The organism is Cryobacterium algoritolerans (assembly GCF_004402785.1).
Classification (GTDB): Bacteria; Actinomycetota; Actinomycetes; order Actinomycetales; family Microbacteriaceae; genus Cryobacterium; species Cryobacterium algoritolerans.
This window is the reverse complement of sequence record NZ_SOFP01000047.1, coordinates 104,868-122,348: the sequence shown is the minus strand read 5'-3', so window position 1 is coordinate 122,348 and position 17,481 is coordinate 104,868. Positions and strand designations below refer to the sequence as shown.

Genomic DNA, 17,481 nt, shown 5'->3' with positions numbered 1-17,481 from the left:
GCGAAGGCATGGCCGTGCATCCGCTGGCCTGCTTTTTCAATAGTGCCCGCAAGCGCTTGCGTTAATTCGACAAGATCGCCTACCATTGGCTACATGGTGGTTAGTGTCGAATCGGTAGCGGAGCGAGCGGGCGTCTCAGTATCGACCGTATCTCGTGCCTTGCGTTCGGTTCCCGGCGTTTCGATGGAAACCCGCAAGCGCGTGCAAGCGGTTGCTGATGAGCTGGGTTATGCGGCTTCCCCGGCTGCATCGCGCCTTGCGACTGGCCGGACCATGACCGTGGGCATCGTGGTGCCCGTGCTGGCCAAATGGTACTTCGGAAAAGTCGTCGGCGAAGCCACACATGCGCTCCGAGAGGCCGGCTTCGATGTGCTCCTGTACGAGCTCGCCACACCGGGGCAGCGACAGAGGTTTTTCGCAACTGTCCAGCTGTATGGCCGCACGGACGGGGTCATCATCATCGCCTTGCAGCCGAGCCGGGAGGAACTCGAATCGCTCGCCTCCCAAGGGCAGGCCGTGGCATTGCTCGGTGCCGAATCGTCGGCTGCCGGATCGGTGTCCGTGGACAACGTCGCGGCCGGGCTGGCTGCCGTGAGGCACCTGTTGAACCTCGGCCACAAGCGAATAGCGTTCGTCGGCATCCGTGATGAGGAGGGCAGCAACCTGGGGGGAGTACCGCCACTGCAGCGCCTCAGGGGCTACCGGGAGGCCATGGCTGAAGCCGCGCTCGCTCAGGAAGACGTCCTTGAACAGTTCGATGAGAACAGTGTGGCCGGGGGCGCGGCGGCCATCTCCCGGCTGCTTGTCCTGAAACAACCCCCGACCGCCGCTTTTGTTGCCTCCGACGAGATGGCCTTCGGTGTCCTGAAAGTCCTCCGCCAGACCGGCCTGGCTGTTCCCCGGGACTTCTCCGTGCTCGGTTTCGACAACCACGAGCTCTGCGACGTCGTTGGCCTGACAACCATGGACCACGAGGTGGCCGAACAAGGGCAGGATGTCGCCCGGCTCCTTCTGGACATCCTGCATGGGGGGCACCCAGCGGTACTTTCACGTTCGGCTCGCCTTGTCGTTCGCGAGACGACCGGCCCACCTCGGGCACTGCGCACAATACCGACCGGCCCAGACTCCCCGCATTCCGCCGAACATTTCGGCGACCTCTGAAAGGAAACCTCATGCAATACCGCAAACTCGGCAGCAGCGGCATGTACGTCAGCTCGATCGCGCTGGGCAACTGGGCAACGCACGGCGAAACCCTGGAGCAGGATGTCGCCACGGCCTGCGTTCGGAAGGCGCTGGATCTTGGGGTCACCGCCTACGACACGGCCGATGCCTACGCAGGTACCAAAGCCGAAACAATGCTCGGCGTGGCCCTCAAGGGCGTCCGTCGCGAGGGCATCGAGGTAATGACCAAGGTGTTCTTTCCCACTGGCCCGGGCAAGAATGACCGCGGCCTGTCCCGCAAGCACGTGATGGAGTCCATCGACGGTTCGCTGCGCCGTTTACAGACGGACTACGTGGACGTCTACCAGGCGCACCGCTACGACTATGAAACCACGCTCGAAGAAACCATGGGCGCCTTCGCCGACATCGTCCGGGCAGGTAAAGCCCACTACATCGGCGTATCCGAATGGACTGTGGAGGAGATCCGCGCGGGAGCCGCTCTCGCTGCTGAGCAGGGCATTCAGCTCGTCTCCAGCCAGCCGCAATACAACATGCTGTGGCGGGTCATCGAGGCCGAAGTCGTGCCGGCCTGCGAGGAGCTCGGGATCACCCAGCTGTGCTGGTCGCCGCTGGCCCAGGGCGTGCTGAGCGGCAAGTATGGTACTTCGACCGTTCCGACCGGCAGCCGTTTCAGCTCCGAGGACGGCCGACTGAAGACCGAGCATAAATTCATGCAGCCGGCAGTCATCGAACGAGTTGAGAAGCTCAAGCCGATCGCCGCGGATCTCGGCGTGCCGCTGGCCACCCTGGCCGTAGCGTGGGTTCTGGCCAACCCAAACGTCTCCGCGGCGATTGTCGGTGCCAGCAGGCCCGAACAGCTTGAAGACACGGTCAAAGCCGTCGACCTGACCCTCGAGCCCGAAGTCCTGGAGCTGATCGACGACGCCCTGGGCGATGTTGTGGAGCGCGACCCCGGCAAGGTGGAGTCTTTTCCCCAGCGCGTCTAAGCCGCGGTCTACCGGTCGGCTCCGGTGAGGGTGGTCGTTGCCGATTGACGACGCCAGTGGCGGAAACGGGCTGCGCCGCATCCGCTGCAATCGAGATGACCGCACACGCCCGGTCAATGTCCAGGGGCACGCGGTATGCGTCAGGGCGCGGAGTTCCCGCCCGGCAGGGCGAGGTCGACGAACGCGCGCACGGCCGCAGACACCCGCCGCGTGCGGGATGCCGCCAGGTAGACGGTGAAGTCGGGCACGGTGTCGACCGGGATCCTCCGAACCTCGCGAACCTCGCGGGCGGCGAATTCGGGCAGCAGGGCCACCCCGAGGCCGTTGGTGACGTACTCGGCGGCCGTGCCGATATCGGAGACCTCGATCATCACCCGACGGTCGAGCCCGGCCATGGTGAACGCGTCGTCCACGATCTGGCGGCTGGCATAGCCGGGCGGCAGGTCGATGAACTCCTCCGCCGCAAGATCGGCGAGTCCGACCGTGCGCGCGGTGGCCAGCCGGTGGCCGTCCGGCACCACCAGCACCATCGGCGACGACGTGATCGGCCGCGCGATCAGCGACGCCGGCACCGGCCCGCTCAGGGCGAGAAAGGCCAGGTCGAGCTCGCCGGTGGCAAGGTCGTCGACCAGGCCGGCCGACCCGCGCCTGGCCGCACGCAGGCGCACGCCCACCCCGGGGTGCCCGGTGCGGAACAGGCCGAGCAGCCCGGGGACGTCGACGAGGGTGACCGAGGTCATCAGCCCGATGACGATCGACCCGGTGATGGCGTGCGCGGTCTCCTGGGCGGCGTCGCGCACCTCGTTCACGGCGTCCAGCGCCTCCCGCACCTTCGGCAGGAGCAGGTCACCCGCCCCGGTCAGCCGGATCTGCCGGCGGCTGCGGTCGAACAGCTCCACGCCGAGTTCGCCCTCGAGCGACCTCACCCCGGCCGAGACGGCGGACTGGGCAATGGTGAGTCGATCGGCGGCGCGGGTGAAGCTCAGTTCGCCGGCGACGGCGCTGAAGAATTCGAGCTGGCGGAGGTCCATCCCCCTATTATCTCTATTCCAGATTGTTCGTATCCGTCATCGGCGTTGTTTCTTATCTGTCGTCGAGGGACGATTGATGAAGGCGCCGGACCCTCGGCGAGCCGGGAGGCCAGCATGACGAAGAACCCATCAGTACAGAACGACGAGCCGACGGATGCCGCGGCCGCTCCGGCAGGCCCGGTCACGTCGTTCGGCGCCGGCACCGAAGCCCTGTCGCGCCGCTCCGCCGACCGGGTCGTCGAGTGCCTCAAGGCGTACGGGGTCAAGTGGGTGTTCGGGGTTCCCGGCGCCAAGATCGACCCGGTCTACGACGCCCTCGTCGACGACGGCCCTGAACTGATCGTCTGTCGGCACGAGCAGAACGCCGCCTTCATGGCCGCCGCCGTCGGGCGCCTGAGCGGTCGGCCCGGCGTCGTGCTTGTCACGAGCGGCCCGGGCACCTCCAACCTGGCGACCGGCCTCCTCACCGCGACGACCGAGGGTGACCCGATGGTCGCCCTCTGCGGCGCAGTCCCCCGCGCCGACCGCCTCAAGCGCACCCACCAGACCATGGACGCCGTCGGCATGCTCTCGGCCGTGACCAAGTCGGCCGGCGAGGTCAGCGTCGCGGACAACGTGCCGGAGGCCATCGCCAACGCGTTCCGGCAGGCGACGCAGGAGCCCAAGGGCGCCGCCGCCGTCGTGCTCCCCTACGATGTGCTCGTCGACTCCACCACGGTGACGATGAAGAACCCGCACTGGGTGCCGCAGCTGGGTGCCGCCCCGGCCGAGAGCGTGCAGCGCGCCGCAGCCCTGCTCACGAACGCGACGTTCCCCGTCATCCTCGCCGGCGCCCGCTCGGGCTCGGACCGCTCCACCGCGGCGCTGCGCAACTTGCTCGGCGTCGCCGGCCTCCCCGTGGTCGAGACCTTCCAGGCCGCCGGGGTCATCTCGCACGAGCTCGAAGAGCACTACCTGGGCCGGGTGGGCCTGTTCAGGAACCAGCCGGGAGACATCCTGCTGCACAAGGCCGACGTGATCCTGGCCGTCGGCTACGACTTCGTCGAATACGAGCCGTCGAAATGGAACAGGGACCACTTGCGCGTGATCATCCACCTCGATGAGCTCACGGCCGACCTCGACGACTACTACCGCCCCACCGTCGAGCTGCGCGGTGACGTCGCCGAGACCCTCGATGCGCTCGCGAGGCAGATCGACGGTCTCACCCTTCCGCCGGCCGCGGCCGAGGTGGTCGCCGAGCAGCGGGCTCGCCTCGCGGAGGCCGACCAGCCGACCGGGCATGACGAAACCGAGGGCGTGCATCCGGCCGAACTCACCCTGATGATGCGCGAGCTGCTGCCTGACGACACCACGGTGCTCTGCGACGTCGGTTCGCACTACATCTACATGGCCAGGCATTTCCGCACCTACCACCCGCGCACCCTGCTGTTCTCGAACGGGCAGCAGACCCTGGGCGTTGCCCTGCCGTGGGCGATCGCGGCGACGCTCGTGCGGCCGGGAACCCCGGTGGTGTCGGTGTCGGGCGACGGCGGCTTCCTCTACTCCGCGATGGAGCTCGAGACGGCCGTGCGGCTCGGTTCGACCTTCACGCACGTGATCTTCAACGACGGAAGCTACGACATGGTGGCATTCCAGCAGCAGGGCAAGTACGGTCGCACTTCAGGCGTGCAACTGGGCGACTACGACGTGGTCGGCTACGCCGAATCATTCGGCGCGCACGGCTACCGGGTGACCAGCCTCGCGGACTTCGCAGACGTGCTGGCGACGGCCCTGGCGGAGCCGGGCCCGAGCATCATCGACGTGCGGGTCGACTACCGCAACAATAGAGACGAACTGATGGCCGACCTGGAAAGCGATGTACTGCAATGAGCGAGATGACCGTTTCCCGCCACGAGATCTTCCAGACGAGCCTGATGAGCGCGCTGCTCGACGGCGTGTACGAGGGCGAGATGACCGTGCGCGACCTGCTCGGCCACGGCAGTTTCGGCATCGGCACCTTCAACGGGCTCGACGGCGAGATGCTCATCGTCGACGGCACGTGTTACCAGCTGCGTGCGGACGGCGGGGTGTCGAAGGCCGACCTCGGCGCACACACGCCCTACGCGGTCGTCACGAATTTCGTGCCGCACATCGAGAGCGAGCTGCCGCCCGGCGTGCTGCGGACCGAGGCTTCCGAGGTCATCGACCGGATGACGGCATCCGAGAACTATATGTACGCGCTGCGCATTGATGGCGACTTCGAATGGATCAGGATGCGCACGGTGGTCAAGCAGCAGAAACCGTATCGCCCGATGGTCGAGGCGACGGATGAAGACGCGATCGTCGAGCTGAACGACGTCACCGGCGTCGTCGTCGGCTTCCGTACGCCGCTCTACGAGCAGGGCATCGGCGTGCCCGGCTGCCATGCGCACTTCATCACCGGCGACCGGACGGCGGGCGGGCACGTGCTCGACTTCAAGTTGCGCACCGGTCGCGCGGCGCTCTGCCTCGGCACGGACCTGCGGCTGCAGCTGCCGTTGACGGATGCCTTCCGCGACGCCAATCTCGCGCCGGAGGACCTGGCCAGGCAGCTGCTGAAGACCGAGTCGCACGCCTAGCCGCGAGTCGGCGCCGCCGAGCCGGGGAGTGCCAGGGGGAGTGTCGCGAGCACGGTCCGGCCGCCTACGGCGGCCCGCGGAGCCATGTCGACCAGCGCGATCTGGGTGAGGGAGACCACGTCGCCGGTGTGCACCCGCCCCGAGCGCTTGGCCGTCACGTGTGCTCGGAAGCCGGGGCCGGTGAAGGCCGGCTCGTCCGGGGAGGCCGCGAACGGCCGAACGGCCTCGGTGAGCCTCCGGTGCAGAATGGTGAGGGCCTCGTTCTCGATCATGACGGTCACAGGGATGTTCTCCCGGCGCCCGAACAACTCGTCGCGGCCGGCCGTCATGGTCAGCACGACCTGGCCGGCGGTGGCCGCCGCGATCGCGTGGGCGATGTCGGCGGCTGGGGCATTAGTGAGGAACGGCGGTAGCACAGTGATGTGCGGCGGCCAGTCGGGCACCGGGAAGCTGTCACCGGTGCGGAGCGGCGTGAGCGGGAGGACGACGACGAGGCGAGACATCCGCCGAGTCTAGGCGGCGACGGTGTAGTGGATGCCCCAAACGTGTGCGGCCCGGGCGGACACTCCCGACCGGCGCTAGCCCAGGTGGTCTAGGTAGCGCAGGATGATGCCCTCGCGGAGCGCCCACGGCGACACCTCGAGCTCGGCCACGTCGAAGGCGGCCATTGCCGCGCCGAGCACGATCCCACCGGCGACGATCTGAAATGTGCGGTCGGCGGTGATTCCCGGCAGGGCCGGGCGGGCTTCGGCGGGGATGCGGGCCAGGCGCGGCACCCAGTCCGCGAGCTGGGAACGGCCGAGCAGCATCCGTTCTCCGGAGCCGAAACCCTCCGAGGTGGAGCCGGCCAGCCTGGCCAGGGACCGGATCGTCTTCGAGGAGCCGACCACGTGGTGGGGCGTGGGGAGCCCCGCGAAGGCGTTGACTGCATCCGCGAGCACGGCGGCCGCGTGCTTCCGAAGCGCAGTGACCTGATCGGGCAGCGGAGGGTCGTTGTGCAGGAAGCCGATCGTGGAACGCCCGGCGCCGAGCGGGAGCGACACGGCGACGGTCGGGATCTCGTTTCCGCCGCCGGCGATCTCGAGCGAGCCGCCGCCGATGTCGAAGAGCAGGATGTCCCTGGCCGACCAGCCGTACCAGCGGCGCACGGCGAGGAAGGTGAGTCGGGCCTCGTCCTCACCGGAGAGCACCTGCAGGGCCACGCCGGTCTCCCGTTCAACCCTGGCCAGCAGGTCTGCCCCGTTCGTCGCGTCGCGGAGCGCCGAGGTGGCGAAGGGGAGCAGGTCGTCGACACTGTGGCGTCGGGCGATTCCCGCTGCGTTGCGCACGGCCTCGAGAACGGCCGTGCAGCCTTCCTCGGTGATCTCGCCCGCCGGGGTGAGGTAGCGCATCAGCCGCAGTACGGCCTTGTCGGATGCCATCGGCACCGGTTGCGCGCCCGCGTGCGCGTCGACGACCAGCAGGTGGACGGTATTCGAACCGACGTCAAGGACTCCGAGGCGCACGCTCCGACGATAGCGCCTCGTGGGCAGGGCGCGGCACCGCGCCCGCGCTCAGGCGCCGGTTCGGGTGCGTCCCTGGCTTGCCTGGGTCAGTCGACCGCGGGGGCAACGAACCGCTGCCACGCCCAGGCCCCGGTGCTGAGCGCCGCAAACGCGCCGGCCGCCACCCAGAGCAAGGTGATGGTTCCATTGCCGTGCCACGGGGTCATCGTCGGCGACAGCACCGCGAACATGATCGTGAAGGCGAGCACGGTCAGGCCGGCCCAGACCGGCGGCGACCAGGCGAGGATGCTGCGCCCGCTCGTGCTGCCGATCGGCACCAGCACGATGGCGGCGGACCCGATCGCCGCGAGAACGATGCTGTTGGCGACCTCAGCGCCGAAGGCGCCGGTGAGACCGATGGCCTGCGGCAACACCCCGAGCGCCAGCCACCCCGCCACGGCGAGCAGGATCAGGCTCCCGGCGCGCACCGCCGCGAGCTGTCCGCGGCGTTCCGGCCGGGAGTCGGCCGCGATCGTGACGCTGCCGAGCAGCCCGAACAGCAGCGCCGGGTGGATCTCGAAAACCCGCGAGGTGAGAGCGTACACCCCGACGAGGAGCAGGTAGCGCGGCAGGAAGGTGACGGAAACGTTCAGCCCGAGCACCTGCCGACCCCACCATCGGGGCACGAGAGCGCCGACCCCGTTGACCACGAGCAGGGCGATCATGACGGCGACCAGCAGCCTCAGGTAGGCCGGCCGGCTGCCGACCGGCCCCGACAGCATCACCAGGGTCGCGGCGGACACCAGGGCCGCCCCGGCCACGAGCCAGCGGTTCACGAGCACGGTCGGCGCGGTCTCGAAGTCGTCTCGGGGGCGGTTGCGGCCGGCGATCGGGGCCAGGGGCCAGAGCGGGCGTCCCGCGCGAGCGCGAGCGATGGTGCCGCTGAGCAGGCGGGCCGGGATCGCCAGGAGCAGCAGGCACCCGAACGCGAGGAGCGCGGCCTGCAGCCAGGAGAAGGCGGAGCCGGGCGGGAGCACCGCCGTCGCGAACTGGGTGGGGTCGTTCCAGCCGCCGGCGAGACCGGTCGGCGGCACGGTGGCATCCCGGCCGTGCGCCGGAGGGAGCGCCGGCGGGGCCGGAAGCGCCGCGTCCGGCGGCGGGGCTGGCAACGCCGGAGCCGGGGCCTCGGTCGTCCCGTCGCCGGACGGCGGTGCGACGGGAGCGGCGGACGCACCCCCGGCACTGGGCGTCGGCGGCGGCGCGTCGCCATAGAACACGGTGATCGCCGGGCTGCCACCGCTCATGTTGCCGGCCGGATCCTGCTGCACGACGCGCACCTGGTAGGTGCCGGCGGCGACTCCGCCGGCCGCGCAGCGCCAGGCGCCGCCGGAGACCACGACCGTGCACACCGAATACGGCCCGGCGAAGACCGTGACGGTCGCGCCGTCCTCACCCGCACCCTGATATGTCGCTCCGCTCAGCGGTAACCGCGCCGAGTCGGAGGGGGAGGCCAGCCCGGGGGCGGCGGGAGCGTCGACGTCGAACCGGAGCGTGAGGGGGGCGCTCGAGTTCGACGAGGACGGCAGGCTGAACGAGGTCTGTTGCACGGCGGTCACGTCGACCGGGCCGCTGGCCAGGCTGCCGCCGAAGGTGCACGACCAGGCGCCGGCCCCGTCGGCGGTGGAGGTGCACCGCTGGCCGCTGCTCAATTCGGTGATGACGGATGCGTTCGGGTAGCCGCTCCCGCGCACGACGCCATTGGAGGCGCCGCCGCCGGTGGGCCCGCCGCTGACAACCGGGGCCGCAAGCACCGCGATGGCCTGCTCGGCCGCGAGGGCGGGTTCACCGGTGACGACGATGCGCAGCGGCACGGAAGGCCCGCTCGGCAGCGGGACGCGGGTGCAGGTCCAGACGGTGGACTGGCCCGCGGCCACGATGCAGAGCGGATCGCCGCCGGTCGGGGACAACAGCTGGATCTCCTGGCCGGCCTGCCGGGTGCCGGACACCGTAGTACTTCCGCTGCCCACGAAACTGCCGGCCGGCGGGCTGTCGATGGTTGGTGCCGTCGCCGGGGCGCTTTGCGGGGAAGGGGTTGGCGAGGGGGTGGGCGTGGGCGCCGGGTCGGCAGGGACGGATTGCACGGCCCGGGGCTGGCCGGACTGGGCGTGGGCCGCGGCCGGTGCGGCGGCGGCCGCGCAGACCCCGAACACAAGCACGAACATCAGGCCGAGAACGGGAGCGACGGCCCGGCCCGGGTTCGGTCGATGGCCCTGTCGCGCGCCTGCGGGGCGCGATACGCCAAAGTGAGACCGAAGCATGAATTCCCCCTGTAACCATTCCAGGGGTCATGGCCGCAAAAGTCAATGTCAGTGACCCCGGGTATCTCCGACGCGACACATTCGTTATCCCCGGGCATGGTGCATACTGGCGACAGGGTCGAACGTCCCGCTTCTTTTCGGTGAAGAGTGAGGTGTCTCATGGTCCAGGCCCGCTCGATCGCGCTGCACCGGCCGCCCCGTCCCGGCCGTCCGGCCGCCGGATGAATGGCGCCACCGGCGCCACGGTCGTCGCCGTGCTCGTAGAACCGACCCGGCGGGTGCCGGGCCGGTGGATCGCCGCCTTCGCCACGGCCTGGCTCGGCATCTGGATGGCGCAGCTCACCCCGATCCAGCTGTTGCTGCCCGCGCAGATCGACCGCCGCCTGCACCCGGAGCACTGGATCGACAGCGTCGTGGCGTTCGGTGTCATCTCCGGGATCGCCGGCGCCTGCGCCATCGTGGCCTATCCGCTGGCCGGGGCGCTCTCCGATCGCACCGAGAGCAGGTTCGGCCGCCGACGGCCCTGGATCGCCGGCGGTGCGGTGCTCTTCGCGGCGGCGCTGCTGCTGCTCGGCCTGCAGGAGACCCTCGTCGGCATCGGCGTCTGCTGGGCGCTGGCGCTCACCGGCTTCTGCGTGCTCACGGCCGCGCTGACCGCGACGATTTCCGACCAGGTCCCGGTGCGCCAGCGCGGATTCGTATCCGGCTGGCTGTCCGCACCGCAGGCCGTCGGCACCATCCTGGGGCTGCTGCTCGTCACCATGCTGTTCACCGGCCAGTTCGCCGGGTACGCGGTCGTGGCCGTGCTGCTGCTCCTGCTCACGATCCCGTTCCTGCTGCTGCCCGACGCGGTGCTGCCCGCCCGGCGGGAACGGGTGACCGTCCGCGGGGTCGTCGAGGGCCTGTGGATCAGCCCGCGCGAGCATCCGGATTTCGGCTGGACCCTGCTCAGCCGGGTGCTGGTCAGTTTCGGGAACGCCCTCGGCACCACCTTGCTGTTGTACTTCCTGATGTTCGGGCTCGGCGATGCCAGCGCCGCGGACGACCTGATCCTGCTGACGCTGGTCTACATGGTCTTCGTGATCGTGGCATCGATCGTGTTCGGACGTCTGAGCGACGTCCTGAACCGGCGCAAGCTCTTCGTCTTCGTCGCGGCCGGGTTGCAGGGGGTCGCCGCGGTCATGCTCGCGTTCATCCCCGAGCTGTCTGCGGCGATGGTGGCCGCGGGGATCCTCGGCCTCGGCTATGGGGCCTTCCTGTCGGTCGACCAGGCCCTGGCCACCCAGGTGCTGCCTGACCCGGCAACGCGCGGCAAGGACCTCGGCATCATGAACATCGCCACCGCCGTGCCGCAGGCCGTCGCGCCGCTGCTCGGCGCGGGCGTAGTGGCCGCGGTCGGCGGCTTCCAGGGACTCTTCGTGCTGGCCGGTCTGTGCGCCTTCGCCGGGGCGATCGCCGTGGAGAAGGTGAAGGCGGTGCGCTGATGGCCATCGACCTGTCGGTCAGGGCGGATGCCACGCCCTGGCTCAGCCCCGACCGCTACTGGCCTGCCCTCACCGAGGCCACCTCCGGCCTCGATACGCCCGTCGCAGCTTTACACCTCGGCGCCCTCCGCCACAACACCGTCGACCTGCTCTCCCGCGCGGCCGGCAGCCCGATCCGGGTCGCCACCAAGTCGATCCGGGTGCGCGGCGTGATCGAGGCGATCCTCGCAGTGCCTGGCTACCGGGGGCTGCTCGCCTACACGCTGGCCGAGGCGTTGTGGCTGGCCAGAACGATGACCGACATCGTCGTCGGCTACCCGACAGCCGACCGTGGGGCGATCCGCTCCCTCGGCCGGTCGGCGGAGCTGGCTGGGCAGGTCACCCTGATGGTCGATTCGCTCGAACACCTCGACTTCATCGACGCGGTGCTGCCACCCGGACGGCGGGAGAGCATCCGGCTCTGCCTCGAACTGGACGCCGGCTGGAACGCTCCCGTGCTCGGCCATGTCGGCGTCCGGCGCTCGCCGGTGCACACGGTGGGGGAGGCGCGTGCGCTCGCCGCCGGCATCGCCGCCCGGCCCGGCTTCATCCTCGTCGGTCTGATGGGCTACGAGGCGCAGGTTGCCGGCGTCGGAGACCGGCCGGCCGGCAAGCCGCTGGAAGGCCTCAGCATCCGCTGGATGCGGCGGCGTTCGAGCGAGGAACTGTGCGCGCGCCGGGCCGCCGCCGTCACCGCGGTGCGGGAGATCGCGAACCTCGAGTTCGTCAACGGCGGCGGCACCGGTTCGCTGGAAAGCACCCACGACGACGCCTCGGTGACCGACATCGCCGCCGGCAGCGGGTTCTTCGGCGGGCACCTCTTCGACCACTACTCGACCTTCCGGCCGGCGCCGGCGGCCGCATTCGCCCTCTCCGTCGTGCGCAAGCCGACCGCCGCAACCGCGACCCTGCTCGGCGGCGGCTGGATCGCCTCCGGGCCGGCCGGCCCCGACCGCACCCCGCGGCTGGCCTGGCCGGAGGGCCTCGCCTTCGTTCCCAGGGAGGCGGCGGGCGAGGTGCAGTCGCCGGTCACCGGCGCTGCTGCCGTGCGGCTCCGGGTCGGTGACCGGGTGTGGCTGCGGCACTCCAAATCCGGCGAGCCGAGCGAGCACGTGAATGAGTTCGCAGTGGTCGACGACGGACGTGTGGTGGACCTGCTGCCCACCTATCGCGGCGAAGGGAAGGCGTTCCTGTGAGCGCGAGCGGTGCCAGATGGAGCAATTGGGCCGGCAGCGAGACGGTCCGGCCGGTACGGGTGGAACGCCCCACGAGCGTCGGCGCCGTGCAGCGGGCAGTGGTTGCCGCCGCGGCAGCCGGCCTCCGGATCAAGGCCGTCGGCTCCGGCCACAGCTTCTCCGGCATCGCCGTGGCCCCCGGGGTGCAGCTTGACCTGAACGACCTCTCCGGCCTGGTCGCCGTGGACGAGTCTCTGGGCCAGGTCACCCTGGCCGCCGGCACCCGGCTGCACCAGCTGCCTGCCCTGCTCGCGCCCCACAACCTCGCCCTGGCCAACCTGGGCGACATCGATCGTCAGACCATCGCCGGGGCCACCTCCACCGGCACCCACGGCACCGGCGGCGCTTTCGGCGGGCTGGCCACCCAGGTTGCGGCGGTGACCCTGGTCACCGCCGACGGCGGCCTGCTCCGCGTCAGCGCCACCGAGAACGCCGAGTTGTTGCCGGCGGCCCGGCTCGGACTGGGCGCCCTCGGCATCCTCGTCGACGTCACCCTGCAGTGCGTGCCCCGCTTCCTGCTGCACGCGGTCGAGACCGCCGAGCCGCTCGAGGAGGTGCTCGACTGCTACCTTGAACGATCCCGAACGGCCGACCACTTCGAGTTCTACTGGTTCCCGCACACCGGCAGCGCCCTGACCAAGACCAACACCCGGCTGCCCGGAGACGCGTCCGGGGCACCGGTCGGCCGGCTCTCCGGCTGGGTCGACGACGAACTGCTCGCCAACGGCGTCTACCGCGGGATCTGCGCCATCGGCACGGCGCTGCCGGGCGCGGTCCCCGGTTTCAACCGGCTCGCCGAACGGCTCGCCGGCCGCCGCGAATACACGGATGCCTCCCACCGCGTCTTCATCTCCAACCGCACCGTGCGCTTCCACGAGATGGAATACGCGCTGCCCCGGCACCTGGTTCCCGCAGCCCTTCGCGAGGTGCGGACACTGATCGACGCCCGCGGCTGGCGCATCTCGTTCCCGCTCGAGGTCCGCGCGGCCGCCGCGGACGACCTGTGGCTTTCCACCGCGCAGGGCCGGGAGACGGGCTACATCGCCGTGCACCGGTACCACCGGGAAGACCCTGCCGAGTATTTCCACGCCGTCGAGGCGATCATGCGCGCGCACGACGGGCGCCCGCACTGGGGCAAAATGCACTACCGCGACTCGGAGACGCTCCGCCCGGCCTACCCCCGGTTTGCGGATTTCCTCCGGGTGCGTGACAGGCTCGACCCGGAGCGCCGCTTCAGCAACAGCTATCTGGAAAGAGTCCTGGGTCGATGAGCACCAAACCGGCACGCAGCAACACCCCCGCGGCGAGGGCGTGGCCCCACCGAGCCCGCGAACTCGGTGACCGGCTGCCCGCCGGTTTTGTGATCGGCACGGGAACGTCCGCTTTCCAGATCGAGGGTGGTGCCAGGGACGGCGGTCGGGGCGAGTCGAGCTGGGACCCGTTCACCGCCACGGCGGGCCGGATAATGGACGGGTCGAACGCATCCGTCGCCGCCGACCACTTCCACCGGCTCGACGAGGACGTGACCCTGCTCCGCGAACTGGGCGCCGACGCCTACCGGTTCTCGTTCGCCTGGTCGCGGGTGCAACCCGACGGCCGTGGCGCGCTCAACCGAACCGGCCTGGCCTTCTACGACCGGCTGCTCGACGGGCTGCTCGCCGCCGGGATCAGCCCGATGGCTACGCTGTTCCACTGGGACACGCCGCTACGGCTGCGCGGCGGCTGGCTCGGCCGCGACACCGCGCTGCGCTTCGGCGACTATGCGCACATGCTCGGCGAGGTCTTCGGCGACCGGATCGACTCCTGGATCACCCTGAACGACCCGGCCACCGTCTTCCTGAACGGGTATGCACTCGGCACGGATGCACCGGGGGAGACCCGCCGCTTCGCCGCCCTGCCGGCCGCGCACCACCAGCTTCTCGGCCACGGCCTCGCCGTGCAGGGACTTCGGGCGGCCGACGTTGGCGGGCGGATCGGCATCGCCAACCTGCACACGCCCGTGCAGGCCGATAGCGGCAGGGAGGCCGACGAGGTCGCCGCCGTCCTGTTCGACGTGCTGCACAACCGCCTCTTCGCCGACGCGGTACTGCTCGGCCGCTACCCCGAGCCGCCCGAGCCGTATGCGCTGGACCTGCGAATGCTCCTCGAAACCGACCCGGATGACCTGCGCACCATCCACCAGCCGCTCGACTTCTACGGGCTGAACTACCTGCAGCCGTCCCGGATCAAGGCCGGCCCGGCCGCGCCGAAGACCCCGGCCGGCCCGCCGCGGTACCCGGGGAAGACGGAGACGACCGTGTCGTTCCCGTTCCACGTCATCCCGTTCCGCGAGTTCCCGGTCACCGGGGCCGGGGCGGCGATCGCCCCCGAGTACCTGGGCGTGGCCCTCGGCGAACTGCACACCCGCTATGGTGACCGGCTTCCACCGGTGTACATCACCGCGAGCGGCGCAGGCTTCGCCGACGCGGCGGATCGGGACGGCGCCGTCGACGACCCGGCCAGGATCGACTACCTCGCCGAGCACCTCATCGCAGCCCTCGACGCCGTCGCGCCGGGGGGCGTCGCCGACGGCGTCGACCTTCGCGGCTACGTGGTGCGGTCCCTGCTCGACGGCTTCGAGTGGACGGCCGGCTACACCCAGCGCTACGGCCTGGTCCACGTCGACTTCCTCGATGGAAACCGCAAGCGCACACCCAAGTCCTCCTACCGCTGGCTCCAGCAGGTGCTTGCCGACCGCTAGTTCCCCGCCCTCATCCTCGCCGAACGGTGACTTCGGTACGGTTTTCGGCCCCGAAACGGTGCTCAACTCACAGTTCGACCAGGTTTCGGCGGCGAGAGGGGGAGGCCGGTGGAGGGAGGCCGGTGGGGGGAGGCTAGCGGCAGGCTAGGGGGTTTTGCGGCGCAGGGTGATCGAGCCGAGCACGACCGCGCCGACGATCCACGCGCCGATGATCAGCAGCTCGCCACCGACGTACCCGGCATCCTGCGAATCACTGGCGACGGCCTGCAGCGCGTCGATCGCGTGTGAGAGCGGGAGCCAGTCGCTGATGGCGCGGAGGGCATCGGGCAGTTGGTCCCGTGGGAGGAAGATGCCGCCGAGCAGGACCTGCGGGAAGACCAGCGCCGGCATGAACTGTACGACCTGGAACTCGGTGCGGGCGAACGCACTGGCCAGCAGCCCGAGGGACGTGCCCAGCACCGCGTCGGCGACCGCGACCGCGAGCAGTAACCAGACCGAGCCCTTGATCGACAGGCCGCAGACCCAGACCGAGTAGCCGACCGCCACCGTGGACTGTAGCACCGCGAGCAGGCCGAAGGCCAGAGTGTAACCGATGATGAAGTCGGCCTTGCCGAGCGGCATCGACAGCAGCCGCTCGAGTGTTCCCGTGCGCCGTTCCCGGAGGGTGGTGATGCTCGTGACCAGGAACATGACGATGAACGGGAACAGCGCGATCATCGCCGGGCCGACGGTGTCGAACACGGGGGTGTCGGAGAAGATCCAGGCGAGCAGGCCGATCAGCAGGCTGGGCACCACGAGCAGGAGCACAATCGTGCGCGGGTCGTGGCGGATCTGGCTGAGCACGCGCCCGGCGGTAGCGAGGGTGCGGCGCGGGTTCACGAGTCGCGGGCTTCCCGGGCGGCCGGATCGGATGAGGGACGCGACGCAATCAGGGCCAGGAACGCCGCCTCCACGTCGTGGGTGCCGGTCGAGGAGAGCAGCCCGGCTGGGGTGTCGTCGGCGAGGACCTCGCCGTGCCTCATCAGGAGCAGCCGGTCGCAGCGGCTCGCCTCGTCCATCACGTGGCTGGACACGAGCAGGCTCGTCCCGGTGGCGGCCAGCCGGTGAAACAGCGCCCACAGCTCCGCCCGCAGCACGGGGTCGAGGCCGACGGTCGGTTCGTCGAGCAACAGGAGCTCTGGCGAGCCGAGCAGGGCCCCGGCCAGCGACACCCGGCTGCGCTGCCCGCCCGAGAGCGACCCAACCAGCTGGCCGGTGTTCGCGGCCAGGTCTGTGGCGTCGATCACTCGGTCGATATCGTCACGGGACGCGCCGAGGACGGCGGCGAAATACGCCAGGTTCTGACGCACGGTGAGGTCGTCGTACACGCTCGCGTCCTGGGTGACGTAGCCGACCCGGCCGCGCAGCGAGGCGGTGCCTGCCGCCCGGCCCAGCACGGTGACCTCCCCGGACTGCACGATCTGCACCCCGACGATCGAGCGCATGAGTGTGGTCTTGCCGCAGCCGCTCGGCCCGATCAGACCGACGACCAGGCCGCGGGGCACGCTCAGGCTCAGGCCGTGCAGCACCGGATGCTTCCCCCGGCGGGCATGCAGGTCGCGCACGACGGCGGCGGGAGCAGATTTGTGCACCATGGTTGTCATTATTCGCCGATCAGCCGCGGAAGTCACCATCCGTGGACGGTGATTCTTGGAGTGTCATGGGAAGTACATGGGAGCCTCAGGGCGCGTAGTTATGATAGATCTGCATCGCAAGTCACGATGCCCCGGGCCTCGGCTCGCCCTGCCCAATCACAAGGAGACGCTGCCATGGAATGGCTCATCCCGGTCCTCATCATTGTTTCACTCGTCGCCATCATCGGGATTTACCTCTGGGCCACCTACAACTCCCTCGTCACCCTCAAGGTGCGCGTGGATGAGGCGTGGAGCGACATCACCGTGCAGCTGAAGCGCCGGGCTGACCTGATCCCCAACCTGATCGAAACGGTCAAGGGCTACGCCGCGCACGAGAAAGCCGTCTTCGAGAACGTCACGAAGGCCCGCGCCGAGACGCTGAGCGCCCAGGGCCCGGCCGATGCCGCCGCCGCCGAGAACCACATGCAGACCGCGTTGAAGAGCATCTTCGCCGTCGCCGAGGCCTACCCGCAGTTGCAGGCGAGCCAGAACTACCTGCAGCTCCAGGCCGAGCTGGTCGACACCGAGGACAAGGTCCAGGCGTCCCGCCGGTTCTACAACGGCGGGGTGCGGGAGCTCAACACGAAGATCCAGGTCTTCCCGAACAACCTCATCGCCCGTAACCTCGGTTTCACGCAGCGCGACTTCTTCGAGGTGTCCGACTCCGCCGCCATCGCGGAGCCGCCCCGCGTGCAGTTCTAACGGCAGGCTT

The 17,481-nt window shown here is 69.8% G+C and carries 15 protein-coding genes and 1 pseudogene; 10 read left to right on the top strand and 6 right to left on the bottom strand.

Features of this window, described 5'->3' with window-relative positions; all coding sequences use genetic code 11:
• Positions 1-93 precede the first annotated feature (93 nt).
• The 3 genes and pseudogenes from E3O19_RS18845 to E3O19_RS10535 all read left to right on the top strand — a co-directional run.
• Positions 94-222: pseudogene (locus tag E3O19_RS18845) on the top strand (LacI family DNA-binding transcriptional regulator); the annotation flags it as partial.
• A 51-nt stretch (positions 223-273) separates the two neighbouring features.
• On the top strand, positions 274-1,161 hold the full coding sequence (locus E3O19_RS10540) for a LacI family DNA-binding transcriptional regulator (RefSeq protein ID WP_241981315.1): 888 nt from the start codon (positions 274-276) through the stop codon (positions 1,159-1,161).
• 11 nt (positions 1,162-1,172) lie between these two features.
• Positions 1,173-2,168, top strand: coding sequence for an aldo/keto reductase family protein (locus E3O19_RS10535; RefSeq protein ID WP_134567391.1), 996 nt, complete (start codon positions 1,173-1,175; stop codon positions 2,166-2,168).
• Positions 2,169-2,308: 140 nt separating this feature from the next.
• On the opposite strand, the gene E3O19_RS10530 is transcribed toward E3O19_RS10535, so the two are convergent.
• Entirely contained in the window at positions 2,309-3,199 is an 891-nt protein-coding gene (locus tag E3O19_RS10530) for a LysR family transcriptional regulator (protein WP_134567389.1), read from the bottom strand.
• A gap of 114 nt (positions 3,200-3,313) precedes the next feature.
• Between E3O19_RS10530 and alsS the strand changes: the two genes are divergently transcribed.
• Positions 3,314-5,068, top strand: coding sequence for an acetolactate synthase AlsS (gene alsS / locus E3O19_RS10525; RefSeq protein ID WP_134567387.1), 1,755 nt, complete (start codon positions 3,314-3,316; stop codon positions 5,066-5,068).
• 5 nt (positions 5,069-5,073) lie between these two features.
• Entirely contained in the window at positions 5,074-5,796 is a 723-nt protein-coding gene (gene budA, locus E3O19_RS10520) for an acetolactate decarboxylase (RefSeq protein WP_134567386.1), read from the top strand.
• Here the strand turns inward: budA and E3O19_RS10515 are convergent.
• The 3 genes from E3O19_RS10515 to E3O19_RS10505 form a co-directional block, all read right to left on the bottom strand.
• Positions 5,793-6,299: a 2'-5' RNA ligase family protein gene (locus tag E3O19_RS10515; RefSeq protein ID WP_134567384.1), complete on the bottom strand. Its 507-nt coding sequence runs from the start codon at positions 6,297-6,299 to the stop codon at positions 5,793-5,795. The genes budA and E3O19_RS10515 overlap by 4 nt on opposite strands.
• A gap of 75 nt (positions 6,300-6,374) precedes the next feature.
• The gene (locus tag E3O19_RS10510) at positions 6,375-7,301 is read right to left on the bottom strand and encodes a Ppx/GppA family phosphatase (RefSeq protein WP_134567382.1); all 927 of its coding nucleotides are present in this window, start codon (positions 7,299-7,301) and stop codon (positions 6,375-6,377) included.
• Between the two features lie 86 nt (positions 7,302-7,387).
• Complete coding sequence (locus tag E3O19_RS10505) at positions 7,388-9,502, bottom strand: hypothetical protein (RefSeq protein WP_134567380.1); 2,115 nt, start codon at positions 9,500-9,502, stop codon at positions 7,388-7,390.
• A gap of 317 nt (positions 9,503-9,819) precedes the next feature.
• Here E3O19_RS10505 and E3O19_RS10500 point away from each other — a divergent pair, with 317 nt between their 5' ends.
• From E3O19_RS10500 to E3O19_RS10485, 4 genes are read left to right on the top strand one after another with little or no spacing between them, the layout of a single operon-like run.
• Positions 9,820-11,082: an MFS transporter gene (locus tag E3O19_RS10500; protein WP_134567378.1), complete on the top strand. Its 1,263-nt coding sequence runs from the start codon at positions 9,820-9,822 to the stop codon at positions 11,080-11,082.
• Positions 11,082-12,317, top strand: a complete 1,236-nt coding sequence (locus E3O19_RS10495; protein ID WP_134567376.1) for an alanine racemase — start codon at positions 11,082-11,084, stop codon at positions 12,315-12,317. Before E3O19_RS10500 ends, E3O19_RS10495 begins: the two co-directional genes overlap by 1 nt.
• Complete coding sequence (locus E3O19_RS10490; RefSeq protein WP_134567374.1) at positions 12,314-13,627, top strand: D-arabinono-1,4-lactone oxidase; 1,314 nt, start codon at positions 12,314-12,316, stop codon at positions 13,625-13,627. Before E3O19_RS10495 ends, E3O19_RS10490 begins: the two co-directional genes overlap by 4 nt.
• The gene (locus tag E3O19_RS10485) at positions 13,624-15,096 is read left to right on the top strand and encodes a glycoside hydrolase family 1 protein (protein ID WP_134567372.1); all 1,473 of its coding nucleotides are present in this window, start codon (positions 13,624-13,626) and stop codon (positions 15,094-15,096) included. Before E3O19_RS10490 ends, E3O19_RS10485 begins: the two co-directional genes overlap by 4 nt.
• 144 nt (positions 15,097-15,240) lie before the next feature.
• Here E3O19_RS10485 and E3O19_RS10480 read toward each other — a convergent pair whose 3' ends face one another.
• Both E3O19_RS10480 and E3O19_RS10475 read right to left on the bottom strand, forming a co-directional pair.
• Positions 15,241-15,975: an ABC transporter permease gene (locus E3O19_RS10480; protein ID WP_134567370.1), complete on the bottom strand. Its 735-nt coding sequence runs from the start codon at positions 15,973-15,975 to the stop codon at positions 15,241-15,243.
• A complete protein-coding gene (locus tag E3O19_RS10475) occupies positions 15,972-16,730 on the bottom strand; it encodes an ABC transporter ATP-binding protein (RefSeq protein ID WP_194087918.1) in 759 nt (252 codons plus the stop codon). Before E3O19_RS10475 ends, E3O19_RS10480 begins: the two co-directional genes overlap by 4 nt.
• A gap of 174 nt (positions 16,731-16,904) precedes the next feature.
• Between E3O19_RS10475 and E3O19_RS10470 the strand changes: the two genes are divergently transcribed.
• Positions 16,905-17,471, top strand: coding sequence for a LemA family protein (locus E3O19_RS10470; protein ID WP_134567366.1), 567 nt, complete (start codon positions 16,905-16,907; stop codon positions 17,469-17,471).
• Positions 17,472-17,481: the final 10 nt, after the last annotated feature.

Coding starts and splice junctions, on each gene's coding strand:
- E3O19_RS10470 (WP_134567366.1), top strand. CDS start 16,905: ATGGAATGGCTCATCCCGGTCCTCATCATTGTTTCACTCGTCGCCATC.
- E3O19_RS10515 (WP_134567384.1), bottom strand. CDS start 6,299: ATGTCTCGCCTCGTCGTCGTCCTCCCGCTCACGCCGCTCCGCACCGGT.
- E3O19_RS10500 (WP_134567378.1), top strand. CDS start 9,820: ATGAATGGCGCCACCGGCGCCACGGTCGTCGCCGTGCTCGTAGAACCG.
- E3O19_RS10540 (WP_241981315.1), top strand. CDS start 274: ATGACCGTGGGCATCGTGGTGCCCGTGCTGGCCAAATGGTACTTCGGA.
- alsS (WP_134567387.1), top strand. CDS start 3,314: ATGACGAAGAACCCATCAGTACAGAACGACGAGCCGACGGATGCCGCG.
- budA (WP_134567386.1), top strand. CDS start 5,074: ATGACCGTTTCCCGCCACGAGATCTTCCAGACGAGCCTGATGAGCGCG.
- E3O19_RS10505 (WP_134567380.1), bottom strand. CDS start 9,502: ATGTTCGTGCTTGTGTTCGGGGTCTGCGCGGCCGCCGCCGCACCGGCC.
- E3O19_RS10530 (WP_134567389.1), bottom strand. CDS start 3,199: ATGGACCTCCGCCAGCTCGAATTCTTCAGCGCCGTCGCCGGCGAACTG.
- E3O19_RS10485 (WP_134567372.1), top strand. CDS start 13,624: ATGAGCACCAAACCGGCACGCAGCAACACCCCCGCGGCGAGGGCGTGG.
- E3O19_RS10535 (WP_134567391.1), top strand. CDS start 1,173: ATGCAATACCGCAAACTCGGCAGCAGCGGCATGTACGTCAGCTCGATC.
- E3O19_RS10495 (WP_134567376.1), top strand. CDS start 11,082: ATGGCCATCGACCTGTCGGTCAGGGCGGATGCCACGCCCTGGCTCAGC.
- E3O19_RS10475 (WP_194087918.1), bottom strand. CDS start 16,730: ATGGTGCACAAATCTGCTCCCGCCGCCGTCGTGCGCGACCTGCATGCC.